Genomic DNA, 18,253 nt, shown 5'->3' on the forward strand with positions numbered 1-18,253 from the left:
GGATTAGCAATCTCTTCACTTTAACCAATCACAAGGTTTACCAAGCGGTCTGGAACAACGATAAGCTTGCGTATCTGTTTTCCTTCCAATGCTTCTTGGACACTAGCAATCTGCATAGCCTTCTCTTTCATGCTTTCTTGGTCCAAACCTTTTGGAATCAACAAGCGATCCTTGATTTTCCCGTTTACCTGAATGACGATTTCGACCTCATTATCAACAGTCATCGCCTCATCATAGGTTGGCCATGGTTCATAAGCCAAGGTATCCTGATGACCTAAACGGCCCCATACCTCTTCTGCAATATGAGGAGCTAACGGGGAAAGCATCTTAACAAAGGATTCCATCGCTTGTTTTGGCAATTGGTCTTCTTTATTCGCTTCATTCATCATGACCATTAATGCACTAATCGCTGTATTAAATCGAAGGTTCTCCATATCATGGGTAACCGCCTTGATTGTTTTGTGAAGAACACGATTAAAGGATTCACTTCCTCGGTGGTTTCCAATCTTTGTATTTAAACTGCCATCCTCTTGCATAAACATCCGCCATACACGGCTTAGAAAGCGATGCGCCCCTTCCACCCCATTATCATTCCAAGGCTTGGATGCTTCAAGTGGTCCCATAAACATTTCATAGATCCGTAACGTATCTGCACCATATTTTTCCACAATATCATCAGGATTAACAACGTTCCCCCGAGATTTGCTCATTTTCTCATTGTTTGCCCCAAGGATCATTCCCTGGTTGACAAGTTTCTGGAACGGTTCCTTTGTTTCTACGATCCCCAGATCATAGAGAACTTTGTGCCAGAATCGAGCATACAGCAAGTGCAATACGGCATGCTCAGCGCCCCCAATATAAAGGTCTACGGGCAACCAGGCTTTAGCCTTTTCCTTGGAACAGAGCTCCTGATCGTTATGCGGGTCAATATACCGAATATAATACCAGCAGCTTCCGGCCCATTGCGGCATCGTATTGGTTTCTCGTTTCGCCTTCATTCCTGTTTCCGGATCAATGGTATTGATCCATTCTTCGATATTCGCTAATGGAGATTCTCCTGTTCCGGATGGGCGAATTGCATCTGTTTCTGGAAGCAGGAGAGGTAATTGATCCTCAGACACTGGCTTCATCGTACCATCTTCTAAATGAAGTATCGGAATAGGTTCACCCCAGTAACGCTGTCTACTGAATAGCCAGTCCCGTAAACGATAGGTTATTTTCTTTTTTCCCTTCTTCGTTTCTTCCAACCAGGAAATCATTTTGCTGATCGCTTCTTTGTTCCCTAATCCGTTTAGGAAATCGGAATTCACATGTGGTCCATCACCGGTAAATGCTTCTTCTTCCACGTTTCCGCCAGCTACAACCTCGACGATTGGCAGGTCAAATTTCTTGGCAAACTCCCAGTCACGTTGGTCATGTCCTGGTACTGCCATGATTGCTCCTGTTCCGTAACTAACTAACACATAATCTGCAATCCAGATTGGCACCTTATGGCCATTCACAGGGTTTATGGCATATGCGCCTGTAAATACCCCTGTTTTATCTTTGGCAAGGTCTGTTCTTTCCAGGTCGCTCTTTCGAGCAGACATGTCGATATAATCTTTAACTGCTGCCCGCTGTCCATCTGTCGTAATTTTTTCAACCAACTTATGTTCTGGTGCCAAGACACAATAGGAAGCGCCAAACAAGGTGTCTGGGCGTGTTGTAAACACCGTTAAAGCTTGATCAGGCTGACCTTCGATAGGAAAATCAAGTTCCGCACCTTCCGATTTTCCAATCCAGTTACGCTGCATTTCCTTGATGCTTTCTGGCCAATCTAATTCCTCAAGATCCTCTAACAATCTTTCGGAGTAAGCTGTGATCTTTAGAACCCACTGTCTCATTGGTTTGCGTATAACGGGGTGTCCTCCGCGTTCACTTTTCCCATCAATGACTTCTTCATTCGCTAATACCGTTCCAAGGGCTGGGCACCAATTTACAGGAACTTCATCAACATAAGCTAGTCCCATCTTGTATAGCTGTAAAAAGATCCACTGGGTCCACTTATAATACGAAGGGTCTGTTGTGGAAATTTCCCGGTCCCAATCGTATGAAAATCCTAAAGATTTGATTTGACGACGGAAATTATTAATGTTGCGAATGGTGATATCCCTTGGGTGTTCCCCTGTATCTAGGGCATGCTGCTCCGCAGGCAGTCCAAAGGCGTCCCATCCCATCGGATGAAGAACTTGATACCCTTTCATCCTTTTATAGCGGGAAACAATATCTGTAGCTGTATATCCCTCAGGATGGCCTACGTGAAGACCTGCGCCAGATGGATAAGGAAACATATCCAACGCATAAAATTTGGGTTTTTGTGGATTTTCCACAAGTTTAAATGTTTTTTCCTCTTCCCAGTAGTTTTGCCACTTCTTTTCAATGGCTTGATGATCATAATGTTTGATCGAAGCATGTTCCGAACGCATGAAGAATCCTCCATTATTTTTAATAATTCTAAATAAAAAAACCACCCATCCCCGGCTAAACACAGCAAGGGACGAGAGGTTGTCGTTAACTCCCGCGGTACCACCCTAATTAGTACTAAAGTACTCACTTTCAAATCCTTAACGCGGACTAACGGCAGAATCATTCAGTTCGATTTCTGCAGCTCCAAGGTGAGTTCGATGCCGGGCTGGGTTGACTTGCACCATCCGTCAACTCTCTGGATCCATCCGATTCATTTACTAATCCTCTTCATCACATTTGCGCAAAATTTGGATAAAAACTAATAGCTACATTTTATGGTTTTTTATGTAGAAATGTCAATATTGTTTTCCTAGAATAGTACTTTTATCGACAGAATTTCTTGTTTTTATACGAAAGGACATGGAGGGTGTGGGATTTTGTCATCTTCTGCGCTTTCCCGGGAAAAGTGTTCTAGAGAATAGGCATTGCTCCTAATTCTTTGTTAGAATAAACAAAGATAAATTGAGAGGAGATTCGGGTTATGCATACCCTTGAAAATATTAAATCAAGTATTTTAAAAATCGAACCAGTTTTCGGAAGAGAGTTGCTTACAAGAGTAGAAATAGATTCTTTACCACATATCCTTCAGGAAAATGAAACGATCCGCGGAATTGTTACTGGCATTTTTAAAAACACGGATGGAGTGTTGGTTGCCACTGAATTCCGCCTCATTCACTTAACTCTAAATTCATGGACACACTTCCCTTATCAACGTATTGAATCAATCACATCCTCGGTAACTAAATTCAATGACGGAAAAACGCTAGATACTATTCATCTGCTTTTTGCCAAGGGGAAGGTCGAGATTCGCCATGTCCCTTACGATACCGAATCCTTTCTGAAACTTGTTAAATATTATATCGCGCTTAAGGTGCATGATCCGCGATTTGACCGACCTTCTTCAACAACCACAAAACAACAAAAACAAAATAAGCCCACAAAAAATAGAGGAAGACTCCTTCTTATTTTATCCCTAATCGTCGTAGTTTTGGGTGGTGCTTATGGTTATTTTGCGATGCAAAATGACGAAGATCGAGATGGTCTTTCCCTCGGCTTTACGCCCACACAGTTTCAGCAAAGATGGAATCAGTCGGCTGAGCAGGTTGGCAGTCATTTTAAAATGACCAATGTAAATATTGTCTCTGATCAAGAAAGCCAATCTTTCACCTATTTCATTACACCTAGTTTAAAGATTTCCGGTATTCTTGAGACAGATGAAACTATCCAGAAACTAATGTTATTAGGCCAAGGTGAAAGCGAGCTCCCCCTAGCCATTGAACAGGTTATTGCCGTAACGCAGCCAGAGTTATCTACAGAGCAGCGAACCCAAATCATCAAAAAACTAGGTGTTTCAAACACCTCAGTAGAACGGGAAGACAAACGGGTTACGCAAAACGGAATTCGGTATGCTTTGTTCTATCCTGAGAAAATTGGAATTGTTTTTGAGGCAAGCGCCGTAAAGTAGGCCAATTTTTTCGTGCTTTATGACTATTTATGCTCTTTTTTGTGGTATAATAGAGAAATAAGCACAAAGGAGTGGATATAGCTTGCTAACCTATTACTGCCTTGTATGCGGTAAGTTAAAGCAAGGCGATGCCAACCGTGTTGAAATTAATGTATGTGAAGAATGCTCTTCTGCGGATTCGGAAGAAGGAGAAGGTATAGTCAAATAACGTCCTTCTTCGGACTTGGTGAGAAGAAGTTACCCCATCCCCGGATGGGGTCATTCTTTGTATAGAAGAAAATATACATATATGACGTAAGAAAAAGGTGGTATTGAGATGTCGAATTGGTTTGCATTTTTTATCGTTTTTTGGATGATTATTTTAATCTCCCTTGTAGCCATCGGGGGGTATTTTATGTTCCGCAAATTTCTTAAATCGATGCCAAAACAAGATGGGAAATCAGACTTGGACTGGCAGGATTATTATATTGAAAATTCGCAGCATCTATGGACTGATGATACGAAAGAGCTTTTAGAAGAATTAGTCCAACCCGTTCCCGAGCTATTCCGTGATGTGGCACGTCGCAGCATCGCCGGGAAAATTGGAAAACTAGCCATTGAAGAAAACGCTCCAGAAATAACTCAAGATCTTGTGATTAAGGGCTATATTCTAGCCACCCCTGCAAGAGACCATAAATGGTTGGTTGCTCATTTGCAAGAAAAACAAATAGACTTTACTCCCTATGAAAAACATCTAAAACTTAAAATCTAAACTGAAAGCCCCTTACCGTCGCAACTGCGAGTTAAGGGGCTTTCTTCATTTCTAACGTTTATAAAACTTTTTATTAATCTTCATTTTGATTATTGAAAATCCACAAGTATTCTGCAAGCTGAAGGACACTCATTAAGGCAGCGGCCACATAAGTCAGAGCTGCTGCTCCAAGGACACGGCTGGCTCCGCGTTCTTCATTGTTGCGGATAAAGCCCAATTTGACCATGATTCCTTTGGCACGGCTACTTGCATTAAATTCTACAGGAAGGGTAATGACCTGAAATAAAACCGCAACACTAAACAAAATGATCCCTAGCATTAACAATCCCTGTATTTTAAATAAGAACCCTCCAATCAATAGCAGGGGGGCAATCCCAGAGGAAAAGTTCACGGCCGGAAAAATTCTATGTCTTGCAACCAGCATCGGATAGCTTACCTTATGCTGAATCGCATGTCCGACTTCATGGCAGGCAACAGACAGGGCGGCGATTGAATTGCCAAAATACACAGGATCTGATAAATGTACAGATTTCGTTAACGGATTGTAATGGTCTGTCAAGTTCCCCGGAACATGATAAACCGGGATATGTGACAGCCCGTTCGCATCAAGCATTCTTCTGGCTGCCTCGGCGCCAGACATTCCCGAAGACGTTGGCACCTGATCATATTTTTTAAAAGTCCCCTTTACACGAAAGGATGCCCACAGGCTTAATCCAAACGCAGCTAGTATAAGAATAGTAAACGGGGTAAAAAACATTCAAAATCCTCCTTTATCGTTTTTCGTTCCTTTATTTTAAACTTGTTCTAAAAATATTTACGAAAAAGAGCAGGAAGAGTTTCAACAAATTTTAATTATTTAGGATAAAAATGTGCTAGGCGAGTCACCATTTTGTTCCGCCCAAATATCTTATAATGTGACGTCAAACAACAGGATGATCTTAACAACGATCACCCCGTCAACATGATTAAGTTTTTAAGGAGTGGACCACATGAATGAATTTACCCCTGATTATTCTTTCACAGGGAGCCGTCAAACCCCAACTTCCCCATATGGAATGTATGGAGCGTCTGCAACGCCTCAATATCCGTATGGGATGCCTGCCTATCCGCCTATGCAACAGCAACAGCCGCAGCAACAGCCGCAACAGGTTTTCCCGCCACAGCCGAGTGGAGCATATATTCCAGGAACACCTGGAGCTTCGCAAGGTGTTCAGGTGCCTGGTATGTTGCCTATTGAACAATCCTATATCGAAAACATTTTACGCTTGAATAAAGGAAAATCTGGTACTTTTTATTTTACTTATGAAAACAACAATGAATGGAACGCCAAAGTTTACAAAGGAGTAGTAGAGGCGGCTGGAAGAGATCATATCATCCTCAGCGAACCATCCACCGGAAAACGCTACTTGTTATTAATGGTTAACTTTGATTACGCCGAGTTTGACGAACCCTTAAATTACGAATACCCCTTTGGTTCCGCTCCTCGTCCGATAAGACCTCGCTAATCAAAGCGGTTATAAACCAGCGCCTATTGAATGGTGCTGGTTTATTAAGGTTTAAGAACGACTTTTATACAATCGTCTTTCTTTTCATCAAAAATTTCATAAGCAAATTCTGCCTTTTCTAACGGCAGCCTATGTGTAATAATGTCGGTTGGATCAAATGTATTATCCTTAATCATCCGATACAACTCAGGTATGTAATGGATGACGGGTGCCTGACCCATTTTCAATGTAATGTTTCTCGCAAACAGATCCCCCAAGGGAAATCCATTATAACGGGAACCATACACCCCTACGAGTTGAATCGTTCCTCCCTTTCTTACTGCCTGAGAGGCAATTTTGATCGCCCCCATGGTTCCACCCTGAAGTTTCAGCGCGGTTTCTACTAGCTCCAACGGAGACATTTTCCCATCCATTCCTACGCAGTCAATGACAATGTCTGCCCCTCCCTGGGTCATTTCTTTAAGATGATTCCCAATGTTCTTTTCTGATGTAAAATCAACAATCTCCACTTGATTCACTTCTTTGGCATGTTCCATCCGGTACCCGATATAGTCGACAGCGATTACCCTTTTGGCCCCTTTTAACCAGGCAAACTTTTGGGCAAGTAGTCCAACCGGACCACACCCAAGAACAATCACGGTATCCCCTGGCTTTACCCCGCCATAATCCACTCCCCAATAGGCGGTGGGGATAATATCGGACAAAAATAACAGCTGTTCGTCTTCCAGTTCACAATCCTCAGGCACACGAAACGGAGTGAAATTCCCATACGGAACACGTAAAAATTCAGCTTGTCCTCCTGCGTAGCCGCCAAAGGTTTCAGAATAACCAAAATAAGCGCCAGCATCTCCATGTGGATTCGAATTATCGCATTGGCTTTCCAACTGATGTTGACAATAGAAGCATTGACCACATGCGATCGTAAAAGGTATGACCACCCGGTCACCCTTTTTTAGGCGAGTGACATCTGGCCCAACCTCCTCCACGATCCCCATGGGCTCATGGCCAATAATAAAGTTTTCCGGCATATTGGGGACATTTCCATGAATCAAATGCAGATCAGAACCGCAAATTGCGGTACTCGTGATGCGGACAATGATGTCGTCTCTTTTTTCGATGGCAGGGTCAGCTACTTCTTTTATCTTGACATCCTTTATTCCTTGATAGGTCAGTGCTTTCATCTTTTTCACTCCTTCAATTGTGCCTTAAGGCAGGTTATAGGACCTTCACCTTAGTATCTTCCATCCTTAACAGGAGATACTAACTTCAGGAACCACAAGAGCCATCTCTTGAGGAGGTAGTATTCAATATGGCAATTATCAATATTTTATTGATTGGTTTCTTAATTCTAACGACGGCATTTTTTGTGGCTGCTGAATTCTCCATCGTTAGGGTAAGATCAACCCGTATACAGCAATTGGCTGAAGAAGGAAACAAACAAGGTTTAGCCGCAATGAAAGTGATTAGCAATTTAGACGGCTATTTATCCGCATGCCAATTAGGTATAACGATTACAGCTTTAGGACTTGGATGGGTCGGTGAACCGACCATCCAACGAATTTTAGACCCACTTTTTGTCCGTTTGGGCATGTCACCGCAGCTATCTGTGTTGATTTCATTTATCATTTCCTTTAGCTTAATCACTTTTCTCCATGTTGTTATTGGGGAATTGTCACCAAAAACCCTCGCAATTCATAAAGCTGAATTAGTCAGTCTATGGACAGCCCAACCATTAATTTGGTTTTATAAGGGGCTATACCCAATTATTTGGCTCTTAAACGGTGCCGCTCGACAGTTCACTTCGCTTTTTGGGTTAAAGCCAGCCAGTGAACATGACATCGCCCATACCCAGGAAGAAATACGCACAATCCTAAATCAAAGTTATTCCAGCGGCGAAATTAATAAAGAAGAACTGCGTTATATGAATAATATTTTTCAATTTGATGACAGACTGGCGAAAGAGGTCATGGTACCGCGGACAGAAATAGCAATCCTCGATACAGACTCCAGCATGGACGAGCATATTGTAACGATCAGAGATGAAAAATACACCCGCTTTCCTGTCGCCCTGCATGGGGACCGTGACCATATTATCGGTTTGGTCAACACAAAGGAGCTTTTCCACGCGTTTATCGATGCTAAGCTGGATTCAATTGATCCTTTTGTCCATCCGGCCTTAACCGCGCCAGAGACCATTCCGATTCGGGATTTATTAAAAAAAATGCAAAAGCACGGCAACCATATGTGCATTCTTATCGATGAATATGGAGGAACCGCCGGACTCGTTACGGTGGAGGATATTCTCGAAGAGATCGTTGGGGAAATTCGAGATGAATTTGATCAAGAAGAAGAACCTTTAATAAAAAAATTGGAAGATCAGCGGTTTATTGTAGACGGAAAGGTTCTCGTTGATGATATTAATCATCTGCTGCATAGTGACCTTGACGACAGTGAAGTGGATACCATCGGCGGTTGGGTCTATACACATGCCCCAGAATTGAAGGAAGGGACAAAATTTCACGATGATGAAGTCGAGGTAACGATTCTGGACGTTGAAGCGCATCGTGTAAAAAAGGTGGAGATTCAAAAAGTCGACCGGGAATAATTAGACCTCGCCTGCTCCTTTCACAAAAATGTTTTGATGATAAAATATTAGCATTTGTAAATTTCCCCGAATCGTCTATAATTGTAATTTAGATGAAAGGTTTAGTAGATTTAAGATGGAGGATGTACCGGATGTATACAATAAAACCCAATCGCGCGAAACTTTTAATTTCATGTAATGATAGGCCAGGTATCGTTTCAGCGGTATCTCGTTTTTTGTTGGAGCACAAAGCTAATATTGTTCAATCTGACCAATACACTACAGACCCCGAAGGGGGAATATTCTTTATGCGAGTCGAATTTGACTTGCAGGATTTCGATTCTACATACCCTCTAATTGAAAAAGACTTTTCCAGCGTGGCACGCGACTTTGATATGGACTGGAAGCTCGCTAATCCAAATAAACGAAAAAGAATGGCCATTCTTGTTTCCAAAGAAGATCACTGTTTGATGGAGTTGCTTTGGAGGCAACGTGCAGGAGAAATACCCGTCGATATCCCCATGGTTATCAGTAATCATGAAGACACAAGGGCAGCCGTTGAGGCCTACGGGATCCCTTTCTACCATGTGCCTGTCACCCGTGAAACAAAGAAGGAATCCGAGCAGAAGATCCTTGAGCTATTAGAAGGAAAAGTTGATTTCATCGTCCTAGCTCGTTATATGCAGATTTTGTCATCCGAATTTGTAACACATTATCCTAACCAGATTATCAATATTCACCATTCCTTCCTCCCTGCTTTTATTGGCGCCAACCCGTATAAACGTGCCTTTGAACGCGGAGTGAAGTTGATTGGGGCAACTGCCCATTATGTCACGGATGATCTTGATGAAGGACCGATTATTGAACAGGATGTATTGCGCGTAAACCATCGTTATTCTGCTGATGAATTAAAAATTACCGGCCGCCAAGCTGAACGAATTGCTTTAGCCCGCGCAGTTTCCTGGCATATCGATGATCGTATTTTAGTCTATGGAAACAAAACTGTTATCTTTTAAATTTTTTTAGGAGACAATGTCCTGATTTTCATGATAATCTTACAGGTAGATAAGGAGTGATTCGAATGTCTACGGAGTTATCTGGAGTCCAGGGCAAGGATGTTTTCCCCTTACGAAAGTCGGAAAATATGTCCACCGTTCCTGAACCCAATGGTACCACCTCCCCGTTTCAGGAGTTAGTGGACAAGCATTTGGATGAAATTGCCCGTTCACAAGTGGCATTTGCCCAGTACAAGCAACAAGGACGTATGGATCTCGCCCAAGGAGCGCATAATTGGGCGGAAAAACAGCGGGCAGCCCTGCAATATTTAGGGGTGAATAAAGAACTTTTCAACCCTCAGATTGACTTAACAGACCGTTTTGTATCGAAGCATTCCATTCAGGATGCTGCGGTTTATGATTATACGAAAGAAGGAAATAACGTTCGTTCAGATTATAAGCAATGGATGGCAAAAGTGGGTGCAGCCTACGAATCACTCTCATTTCCAGCAGCTGCTTTAACAAGTCGAAATGAAGTTCCACAGCAAGCACCCGCTCAGGTGAAACCAAAGGAGTTGCCTGTGCCGAAGATTTGGGAATCCGTTCCGGAACGAATTAAAGGCTACCTGCAGAAGGTTGCTGAGGAAGTGGATGTGGATTTGCATTTATTGGCAGCCCTCGCCAAGCAGGAATCTGGCTTTCAAGAAAATGCCCGGAGCAGGGTTGGCGCCATTGGTCTTTTTCAACTGATGCCGAGCACCGCACGGAGTTTAGGCGTAAATCCCTATGATTCCTACCAGAACGCTTTAGGCGGTGCAAAATACATTAAAGGCAAGCTTGATAAATACAACGGCGACATCAAACTAGCATTAGCTGCCTACAATGCAGGCCCTGGCCGCGTTGACCGCGCGATTACAAAAGCCGGCACATCTGACTGGGATACCGTATCTCAACGTTTACCGAAAGAAACCCGGAATTTTGTGCCAAAGGTGTTAAGTTCTTTTACGTAGTACATAAACAGAGGATAAATTTTATTATATTTTGAAAAATCTGATTATAAAAGACTCAATAGCGGAAATTATTTCCGCTATTTTTCATATCCAATATTTTGTAAACGATTACAATTGATGATAGCGGAAAAAATTCCGTTATTCCCTCTAAATCATGCTGAAAAAATGAATAACGGAAAATTTTCCACTTAAATTGGCGGCAAGGCCCATAGGCTTCCTACCCCCTTGCAAGCCACGCTACCAAACGATGATTCCTTTGTTCTTCCGTCAACTCTGGAAAAACCCGATTTTCTTCAACCAAATCATATAATCTTTCCAAAGGTTCTCGCTTGTCCTCTTTCTTTTTCTTTTTATCCTGCAGGATCTCCCATATTTCACGGACACTATCCAAAGCATGGATGTCTTGCTTCTTAAAAAAGTGGGCCAACCGTTCTACATCTTCAAGGAATTCGCCACCAAAACGGTCTTCCAAACGATCCGCTAGTAACGCGATTTCCACTTCATACATTGGACGCTCACGATTTTTTTCCTTCCCGATCCACGGTGTTTCCAAGATCACCGGCTTGTCTTTTGCAGCTTCATGGTGCACGATATATTTTAAAGCCTCGAACCCGATCAATCCAGAGCCCACCGGGGCATGGCGATCTTTTGCTGCTCCGCGGAAATTTTTACTATCATTGATATGGAAAACAGCGATGCGATCAATCCCAATGATTCGGTCGAACTCATCTATCACCTCGTCAAAATGGTGGACAATATCATAGCCAGCATCATGTGTATGACAGGTATCAAAGCAGATGCTTAGCTTATCATTATATTTTACCTTATCAATAATTGAAGCCAGTTCTTCAAAACTTCTACCAATTTCCGTTCCCTTTCCAGCCATTGTTTCCAAGGCGATATGAACATTCTGGTCAACTTCCAGTACTTCATTCAATCCTTCCGCAATACGCTGGATGCCGTATTCCGGATCTTTATCTGTATACGCCCCTGGATGAAGGACAATGTTTTTCACGCCCATATATTCTGTTCGCTTGATTTCTTGGCGCAAAAAATTAACTGCAAGTTCAAACGTATCATCTTTATATGAACCAAGGTTAATAATGTATGGTGCATGAACCACAATCTCTGTGATCCCATTTTTCCCCATCAATTCTCTGCCTTCAGGAATAAACAGATCCTCCATCGGCTTTCTTCTCGTATTTTGCGGAGCCCCCGTATACACCATGAAGCTAGTAGATCCATAACTTAGAGCCTCTTCCGTGGCATTTAACAATCCTGTTTTAGAAAATGATACATGAGATCCTATTTTCAACATCCTACTCACCCTTCCTTCCGTTCCCTTTCTATTGTAGCAAAGATCAAAAGTTCAAACAAAAATACCCCATGCGGGGTATTTATTTTAATACATAATTGATAAAAGCCTTGGTACGTTCTGATTTCGGGTTCATGAAGATCTCTTCCGGTGTGCCGGACTCGGTAATTTCTCCCTGGTCCATGAACAGAATTTTATCTGCCACTTCTTTGGCAAACCCCATCTCATGGGTTACGATGATCATCGTAATCTGTTCTGCTGCAAGTTGTTTAATGACTTGTAAAACCTCGCCTGTCAGTTCGGGATCAAGCGCAGAAGTGGGTTCGTCAAACAGCATAATCTCCGGGTTCATCATGAGCGCCCTGGCAATGGCAACTCGCTGCTTTTGGCCGCCTGACAGCTTACTGGGATATACATTCGCCTTATCTGACAGACCGACTTTTTTCAGGAGTTCTGTACTTCTTTGTGCAATTTGGTCACCCTGTTCCCCCTTCACATATTTCGGGGCAAGCTCCAAATTTTCTTTAACCGTAAGATGGGGGAAAAGATTAAAGTGCTGAAAAACCATTCCCATCTTTGAAGTAATACGCTTTAATTCTTGATGATTAGCGTACACACCCTCTTTAACTAGGTCCTGACCGCCTACAGAAACACTGCCACCATCAATTTGTTCAAGATGGATCAGGCTCCTAAGCATCGTACTCTTCCCTGAACCAGAGGGGCCAATGACTGCTACGACCTGATTTTTCTCTATCTCAAAGGTAATATTTTTAAGAACATCAAGATCCCCAAAAGATTTTCTTAGATTGGACACTTGAACAATCGACAATTTCCCCACTCCTTTATTCGAATTTCAATCTTCTTTCCAGCTGTTTGAAAACCCATGTCAAGATGAGAGTCATCAACAAATAAATAATCCCAGCAACGAAAAAAGGAATAATGGTAAAATCGCGATTAACGGCCGTTTGGGCAAAGTGGAGTAATTCCGGGACAGCAACAGCGTAAAGCAGTGCGGTATCTTTCACAAGTGTTATCGATTCGTTGGAAACGGCCGGCAAAGCCACGCGAAACATTTGTGGGATAATGATTTTCCTCATCGTTTGCCAGCGACTGAATCCTAACACTTGTGCAGCCTCATATTGACCTTTATCGATGGCTAATAGCCCCCCACGAAAGATTTCCGCAAAATAAGCTGCGTAGTTTAAAATAAACGCTAAACAGGCTGCTACAAAACGATCTAAGACAAGGTACTCCCCAATCAGCGGAAGCATTGGCAGCCCAAAACAGAATAAGAGGAGCTGCAGTAAGAGCGGGGTTCCCCGCATGATATAAATATAAAAATTGGCTAGCCAGGCAACCGGCTTAATGGCGCTTTTGACCATTAAAGTGATTACAAATCCTAAGGGAATGGAAGCAATAACAGCGATCAAAAAAAGCAAGATCGTCATCTTTGCCCCTTCCAACATTGGGATCGTGATGGTAAACAAGTAGTCCATGCTCATCATCTTATGCTCCTAAGGTTTACTAAAAACAAAAGCGGATCAAATAGAGATCCGTTTTTGTTTTACATATTATCCTATTTATTTTACTTTAAAACCTTATCTTCGCCAAACCATTTTTCCGAAATCTTTGCCGCCGTCCCATCTTCGTTCATTTTATCAAGAGCAGCTTGTAGCTCATTCAATAAAGCTTCATTCCCTTTTTTTACACCAATCCCATACTCTTCAGGTGCAAGTGACTCATCTAAAATCTTAAATGTTCCTTCTTCTTTGGACATATAGTATCTAGCCACAACTTCGTCGATGACAACCGCATCAGTACGTCCAATTTTTAAATCGCTTAATGCCATGACGTTGTCTGCATATTCGGTTACAGATTTAATTTGTGATTTGATTTCATTGGCATCCAATGCATCAGCTGCAGAGGATAAAGATTGTAGCCCAACTACTTTACCAGCTAAATCAGCAAGCTTCGCAATTTCTGAATCGGCTAGTGTAACAACAACTTGCGAATTTTTAAGATAAGGCTTTGTGAAAAGAACTTTCTCTTTTCTTTCATCTGTTATGGTGTACCCGTTCCAAATTAAATCAATCCGACCGCTATTTAACTCTGATTCTTTTGTCTTCCAGTCAATCGGTTGGAAAACAGCTTCATAACCCATTTGTTCAGCAGCTGCTCTCGCATAATCAATATCGAAACCAACAATTTCGTTTTTCTCATCGCGGAATCCCATTGGAGCAAACTTATCGTCAATTCCAATCGTCAACTGTTTACTTTCACTGCTAGCACTTGCATCTGGTTGATCAGTATTTGCACTAGAGTTTGAATTGGAGCTAGAACATCCGGCAAATACGGAAAGAATAATCCCAAATACTAAACAAAGCATACTAAACCTTTTCACTGATGTTTCCCCCTGATCTTATCTATTTAATAACCTCCTAGATTCTATCCTTTATTACGCTAAATTGCTAATTCAATAATAGAATAAATTCTTTATCATTAACGTGTTTTTCACCTGTTTTTAATAAAATCCAACGATTATCTCTGTTTTTCTTCAATATTAAAAGGGATCTTGATTGATCCCTTATCCTTTTAATCTTTTACACCTTCATTTCTGCATGTTGCAGTTGTGCAGTTTCTACCTGAATGGTGGTATGCATAATCTTAAATTTTTCCTCGATTCTACGAATAGCTTGCTGGAGTATCACCTGTGCGTCCTTGTCATCTTCAATTAAGAGATGGCAGGTAAGGGAGTCCAGCCCCGAGGTAATCGTCCATATATGAAGATCATGAACATCACGAACCCCTTCAATTTCTTCCAATGTTTTCTTAACCTCTTCCTGATCAATGGTGATCGGTGTCCCTTCCATAAGAATGTGGACGGAATGAGTTATGATTCCCCAGGCCCCTCTTAAGATTAATAGCGAAACGAGCACACTGATAATTGGATCAGCTACATACCAGCCAAAAAGCAGCATCACTAGACCAGCCAAAATCGCCCCGATGGACCCCAGCGCATCTCCTAAAATATGAAGATACGCGCTTCGTAAATTCACGTTGTTCTTTACATCGCCTTTTCGCATCAAGGCCCAAGCGCTTATCAGGTTAGCTAGTAATCCCACAGCAGCAATCACCATCATTGACCCACTGGCTACAGTTGGTGGCTCGAGAAAACGCCCATAAGCCTCCCAAATAATGAATCCAGCAATGACAAATAGAGTCACCCCGTTGAACAATGCTGCTAAAATTTCAAAACGATAAAATCCGTATGTTTTGTTCGGAGAAGCAGGACGTGTGGCGAACCAGAAAGCAAACAGGCTTAAGGCAAGTGAGCTCGCGTCGCTTAGCATATGTCCCGAATCAGATAACAAGGCAAGGCTGTTTGTAAATAATCCCCCAAAAAATTCCAAGAGCATAATACCTGTCGTAATAATTAATGCAATAACTAGCCCCTTCTTATTCCCTTCCCTAATATGGTCATGAGCATGCCCATGATGGTGATGGTGCCCGTGATCATGTGCGTGATTGTGATCATGATGATCGTTATGATCATGATGAGAATGCATTCTTCCTCTCCCCCTAATCGTGTGTAGCGTGATGAATCATTTGTTTTAAGACTGTAATTACATGCTCGTCATCATAGGTATAGTAAAAAGTCTGCGCTTCCCTACGGTTTTTCACCAATCGCAAGTTTCGTAAAAAGGATAATTGGTGGGACACAGCCGATTGGGATAAATGCAGCACCTCTGCAATATGACCTACAGAGCATTCCTCCTGTGAGAGGAGGTACAATATTTTTATTCGAGTCGGATCTGAAAGAGCCTTAAAGGTAAGAGCAACTTCCTCAATCGTTTCTTGACTTAGAAATTCATGCTTATTCGCATCCATAACAAATTCTCCCCTCCCTCTCTCATTTATACATGAGCATCTGTTCATATATGATAACGTAAATATACCTAATTTTTTCTATTTTTTCAAGTCAAAAAAGAGAGCTACCGGATCATTGATCCAGCAACTAAAATTCCGGCAAATCAGCCAAATTGTTTCCTTCCTTATGAACTTCCCCATCATGAATCTCCCATCGCCCATCAGCATGAAGATCTGTCAATGAGTCGAGTTCACCTCCTCGAGCCATTTGTTGTGCCTCTTCCAACGTAATCATCCTATGCTCATCGGTAAGAAAATGGGTAATGAAACCATTCTCCTTTTTAACGGCAACCAGTTTTTCAGTCATGAGAAACCTCCAACTTTTGATAAGAATAAATCAAAATTAGTATACCCCCTTAAGCTTCAGCTCTTTCTTATGTTATATTGATGAAAAGCAATTACTGGAGGTACTCAATATGTCTGAAATGGATCGTTTAAAATGGGACAGCAAGTATAGGGATAAACTACTGAAGGGAATCGCCGTATCTGAACCATGTCCGCGGCTGAAACAATTATCATCATATCTTGCGGGAGGCAGTGCCTTGGAACTTGCTTGCGGAATGGGGGAAAACAGCTTTTACTTAGCACGGAAAGGTTATCGGGTAACAGCTTATGATGTCTCCCCTGTAGTTATAGATTTTATTAGAGCGCAGGCTAAAAACTTTTCTATTACCGCTGAAGTTATGGATCTAGACCATTGGAGTCCTGATTTAGAGCAGTATGACCTAGTGGTCATAACGAAGTTTTTAGACCGCCGTCTGTTCCCTATTATTAAATCAGTGATTAAACCAGACGGACTATTTTTTATGGAAACTTTCTATCATTCAACTGCTATGCGGGATGAATATAAGCTGCTGCCAAATGAATTGCAGGAGCGGTTTGGAGAATGGGAAATTCTCTTCTTTGAACAAGACCCCGGCACCGGACTACAGTCTATATTGGTGCGGAAACCCTAGTGGAATAAACTTCCGTGGTCTTTCGTTTCGTGCCCCCTGGTTGCCTATACCTTATCGCTTCTCTTTACCCACTATCCCTTTCTGTCAGATCTGCCGTGGGGATTCTTGTCGAGTACCACCGTTTGACCATACCTTCTTCCCGTTCCCTTTAACCACTATCCCACTCCTACAGGTTCTGTCAAAACGACTTTGTCGAAAAAATCTCCTTTACACAAGAACGTTTGTTTGTTATTGTTTAAATAGAATATACGTTCTTATCTAAGGAGGGGTTTTTAATGGATCAGCTCAGCCTAGACCAATTTCAAGATCGTTTTCATTCGGAGGAAGTCTGTGCCGACTACTTATTTCAAATGAAGTGGCCAAATGGGTTTGTTTGCCCCAAATGCAGCCATCGGCATTTTTATCGAATCACTACCCGCCGTCTTCCCCTCTATGAATGTGCTGAATGCCACCATCAAGCGTCTTTAACCGTGGACACGATTATGGAAGGAAGTAGGACCACCTTACAAAAGTGGTTTACTGCCATCTTTCTGTCCTCCCGCCCTGCTCCTGGGATCAATGCGGTACAACTGAAAGAGATCATCCAAGTCACCTACAAAACATCCTGGTTAATCCTTCATAAGATCCGTCGGGCCATGAGTACGTCCGATGCTTCCCATCTATTGTCCGGCATGGTACAAGTCCATGATGCCTGCTACGGCCACCCCTACAACATATATCACCAGACCCATCCCAAAGAGCATTTTCTCCTCGTTGGTACATCCCTGAATGAACAAAAACAACCCACCTATATCAAAATGAAGCTCCTGATGGAATCACCAAGAGAAAAATTTATTCCGACGGCAGAAAAAAAGTCGTTTGCAGAGAGGTATATCGAGGCAGAGAACTCTGAAGTGGAATATATTACGCAGCGACTCAAGCCGCGCAGACTCAAGATGGGATATCCTTATTTCAAAAGGGCTTCCCAGTGGATAAACGACACCTTTCATGGGATCGGCGTTCGCCATTTGCAGGCTTATTTGGACGAGTTTTGCTATCGGATCAATCAGGCACTGGAACAAGCACCTATATTCCAAGGTCTTATTCAGCTATGTGCTACAACAAAAAAGGCAAACTACTGGAAGATCACAGGAAGAAGGAGGAAAAACAAAAAGTCCAACCTCATGCAATGTGTAACTCAAAATTAATTCTCATCGACCATAAGAAAAAGAAATAAGAAGATCAAAAAAGAGGCGTTAAA

The 18,253-nt window shown here is 42.2% G+C and carries 18 protein-coding genes and 1 other annotated feature; of the genes, 8 read left to right on the plus strand and 10 right to left on the minus strand.

From position 1 onward, the window contains the following. Nucleotides 1-20: 20 nt before the first annotated feature. The gene (gene leuS / locus J2Z37_RS05635) at nucleotides 21-2,465 is read right to left on the minus strand and encodes a leucine--tRNA ligase (RefSeq protein ID WP_209809247.1); all 2,445 of its coding nucleotides are present in this window, start codon (nucleotides 2,463-2,465) and stop codon (nucleotides 21-23) included. 64 nt (nucleotides 2,466-2,529) lie between these two features. After that, nucleotides 2,530-2,746, minus strand: a binding site (T-box leader). Between the two features lie 240 nt (nucleotides 2,747-2,986). Here leuS and J2Z37_RS05640 point away from each other — a divergent pair. Beyond that, nucleotides 2,987-3,970, plus strand: coding sequence for a hypothetical protein (locus J2Z37_RS05640; RefSeq protein ID WP_209809248.1), 984 nt, complete (start codon nucleotides 2,987-2,989; stop codon nucleotides 3,968-3,970). A gap of 316 nt (nucleotides 3,971-4,286) precedes the next feature. Then, nucleotides 4,287-4,721, plus strand: coding sequence for a DUF2621 domain-containing protein (locus J2Z37_RS05645; protein ID WP_209809249.1), 435 nt, complete (start codon nucleotides 4,287-4,289; stop codon nucleotides 4,719-4,721). Nucleotides 4,722-4,794: 73 nt separating this feature from the next. Here the strand turns inward: J2Z37_RS05645 and J2Z37_RS05650 are convergent, their stop codons facing one another. Then, complete coding sequence (locus tag J2Z37_RS05650; protein WP_209809250.1) at nucleotides 4,795-5,478, minus strand: zinc metallopeptidase; 684 nt, start codon at nucleotides 5,476-5,478, stop codon at nucleotides 4,795-4,797. A gap of 232 nt (nucleotides 5,479-5,710) precedes the next feature. Between J2Z37_RS05650 and gerQ the strand changes: the two genes are divergently transcribed. After that, nucleotides 5,711-6,226, plus strand: coding sequence for a spore coat protein GerQ (gene gerQ, locus J2Z37_RS05655; RefSeq protein WP_209809251.1), 516 nt, complete (start codon nucleotides 5,711-5,713; stop codon nucleotides 6,224-6,226). A gap of 44 nt (nucleotides 6,227-6,270) precedes the next feature. Here the strand turns inward: gerQ and J2Z37_RS05660 are convergent, their stop codons facing one another. Next, entirely contained in the window at nucleotides 6,271-7,407 is a 1,137-nt protein-coding gene (locus J2Z37_RS05660; RefSeq protein WP_209809252.1) for a zinc-dependent alcohol dehydrogenase, read from the minus strand. A gap of 128 nt (nucleotides 7,408-7,535) precedes the next feature. Between J2Z37_RS05660 and J2Z37_RS05665 the strand changes: the two genes are divergently transcribed. The 3 genes from J2Z37_RS05665 to J2Z37_RS25425 all read left to right on the plus strand — a co-directional run bounded on the left by J2Z37_RS05665 (nucleotide 7,536) and on the right by J2Z37_RS25425 (nucleotide 10,815). Further along, nucleotides 7,536-8,831: a hemolysin family protein gene (locus J2Z37_RS05665; protein ID WP_209809253.1), complete on the plus strand. Its 1,296-nt coding sequence runs from the start codon at nucleotides 7,536-7,538 to the stop codon at nucleotides 8,829-8,831. Between the two features lie 131 nt (nucleotides 8,832-8,962). Further along, nucleotides 8,963-9,826, plus strand: coding sequence for a formyltetrahydrofolate deformylase (purU, locus tag J2Z37_RS05670; protein WP_209809254.1), 864 nt, complete (start codon nucleotides 8,963-8,965; stop codon nucleotides 9,824-9,826). Between the two features lie 65 nt (nucleotides 9,827-9,891). Continuing rightward, nucleotides 9,892-10,815 (plus strand): lytic transglycosylase domain-containing protein, encoded by a 924-nt coding sequence (locus J2Z37_RS25425; RefSeq protein ID WP_245203595.1) that lies wholly within the window; start codon nucleotides 9,892-9,894, stop codon nucleotides 10,813-10,815. 217 nt (nucleotides 10,816-11,032) lie between these two features. Here the strand turns inward: J2Z37_RS25425 and J2Z37_RS05680 are convergent, their stop codons facing one another. From J2Z37_RS05680 to J2Z37_RS05710, 7 genes are all read right to left on the minus strand, one after another. Next, nucleotides 11,033-12,133 (minus strand): deoxyribonuclease IV, encoded by a 1,101-nt coding sequence (locus J2Z37_RS05680; protein ID WP_209809255.1) that lies wholly within the window; start codon nucleotides 12,131-12,133, stop codon nucleotides 11,033-11,035. Nucleotides 12,134-12,212: 79 nt separating this feature from the next. Next, complete coding sequence (locus J2Z37_RS05685) at nucleotides 12,213-12,959, minus strand: amino acid ABC transporter ATP-binding protein (protein ID WP_245203596.1); 747 nt, start codon at nucleotides 12,957-12,959, stop codon at nucleotides 12,213-12,215. A gap of 13 nt (nucleotides 12,960-12,972) precedes the next feature. Continuing rightward, a complete protein-coding gene (locus J2Z37_RS05690; protein ID WP_209809256.1) occupies nucleotides 12,973-13,632 on the minus strand; it encodes an amino acid ABC transporter permease in 660 nt (219 codons plus the stop codon). Between the two features lie 83 nt (nucleotides 13,633-13,715). Beyond that, nucleotides 13,716-14,516, minus strand: a complete 801-nt coding sequence (locus tag J2Z37_RS05695; RefSeq protein WP_245203622.1) for an amino acid ABC transporter substrate-binding protein — start codon at nucleotides 14,514-14,516, stop codon at nucleotides 13,716-13,718. Nucleotides 14,517-14,730: 214 nt separating this feature from the next. Further along, nucleotides 14,731-15,696 carry a cation diffusion facilitator family transporter gene (locus J2Z37_RS05700; RefSeq protein ID WP_209809258.1) on the minus strand — a complete coding sequence of 322 codons (966 nt, stop codon included), beginning with the start codon at nucleotides 15,694-15,696 and terminating at the stop codon, nucleotides 14,731-14,733. Between the two features lie 13 nt (nucleotides 15,697-15,709). Beyond that, a complete protein-coding gene (locus tag J2Z37_RS05705; RefSeq protein WP_209809259.1) occupies nucleotides 15,710-16,018 on the minus strand; it encodes an ArsR/SmtB family transcription factor in 309 nt (102 codons plus the stop codon). Nucleotides 16,019-16,145: 127 nt separating this feature from the next. Continuing rightward, nucleotides 16,146-16,364 (minus strand): DUF3892 domain-containing protein, encoded by a 219-nt coding sequence (locus J2Z37_RS05710; RefSeq protein ID WP_209809260.1) that lies wholly within the window; start codon nucleotides 16,362-16,364, stop codon nucleotides 16,146-16,148. Between the two features lie 109 nt (nucleotides 16,365-16,473). Here J2Z37_RS05710 and J2Z37_RS05715 point away from each other — a divergent pair, with 109 nt between their 5' ends. Further along, nucleotides 16,474-17,013, plus strand: coding sequence for a class I SAM-dependent methyltransferase (locus tag J2Z37_RS05715; protein ID WP_209809261.1), 540 nt, complete (start codon nucleotides 16,474-16,476; stop codon nucleotides 17,011-17,013). Between the two features lie 275 nt (nucleotides 17,014-17,288). After that, nucleotides 17,289-18,200, plus strand: a complete 912-nt coding sequence (locus J2Z37_RS05720; RefSeq protein ID WP_209809262.1) for a transposase — start codon at nucleotides 17,289-17,291, stop codon at nucleotides 18,198-18,200. Nucleotides 18,201-18,253: the final 53 nt, after the last annotated feature.

The sequence above is a fragment of the Ammoniphilus resinae genome (genome assembly GCF_017873965.1).
In the GTDB taxonomy this organism is placed as follows: domain Bacteria; phylum Bacillota; class Bacilli; order Aneurinibacillales; family RAOX-1; genus Ammoniphilus_A; species Ammoniphilus_A resinae.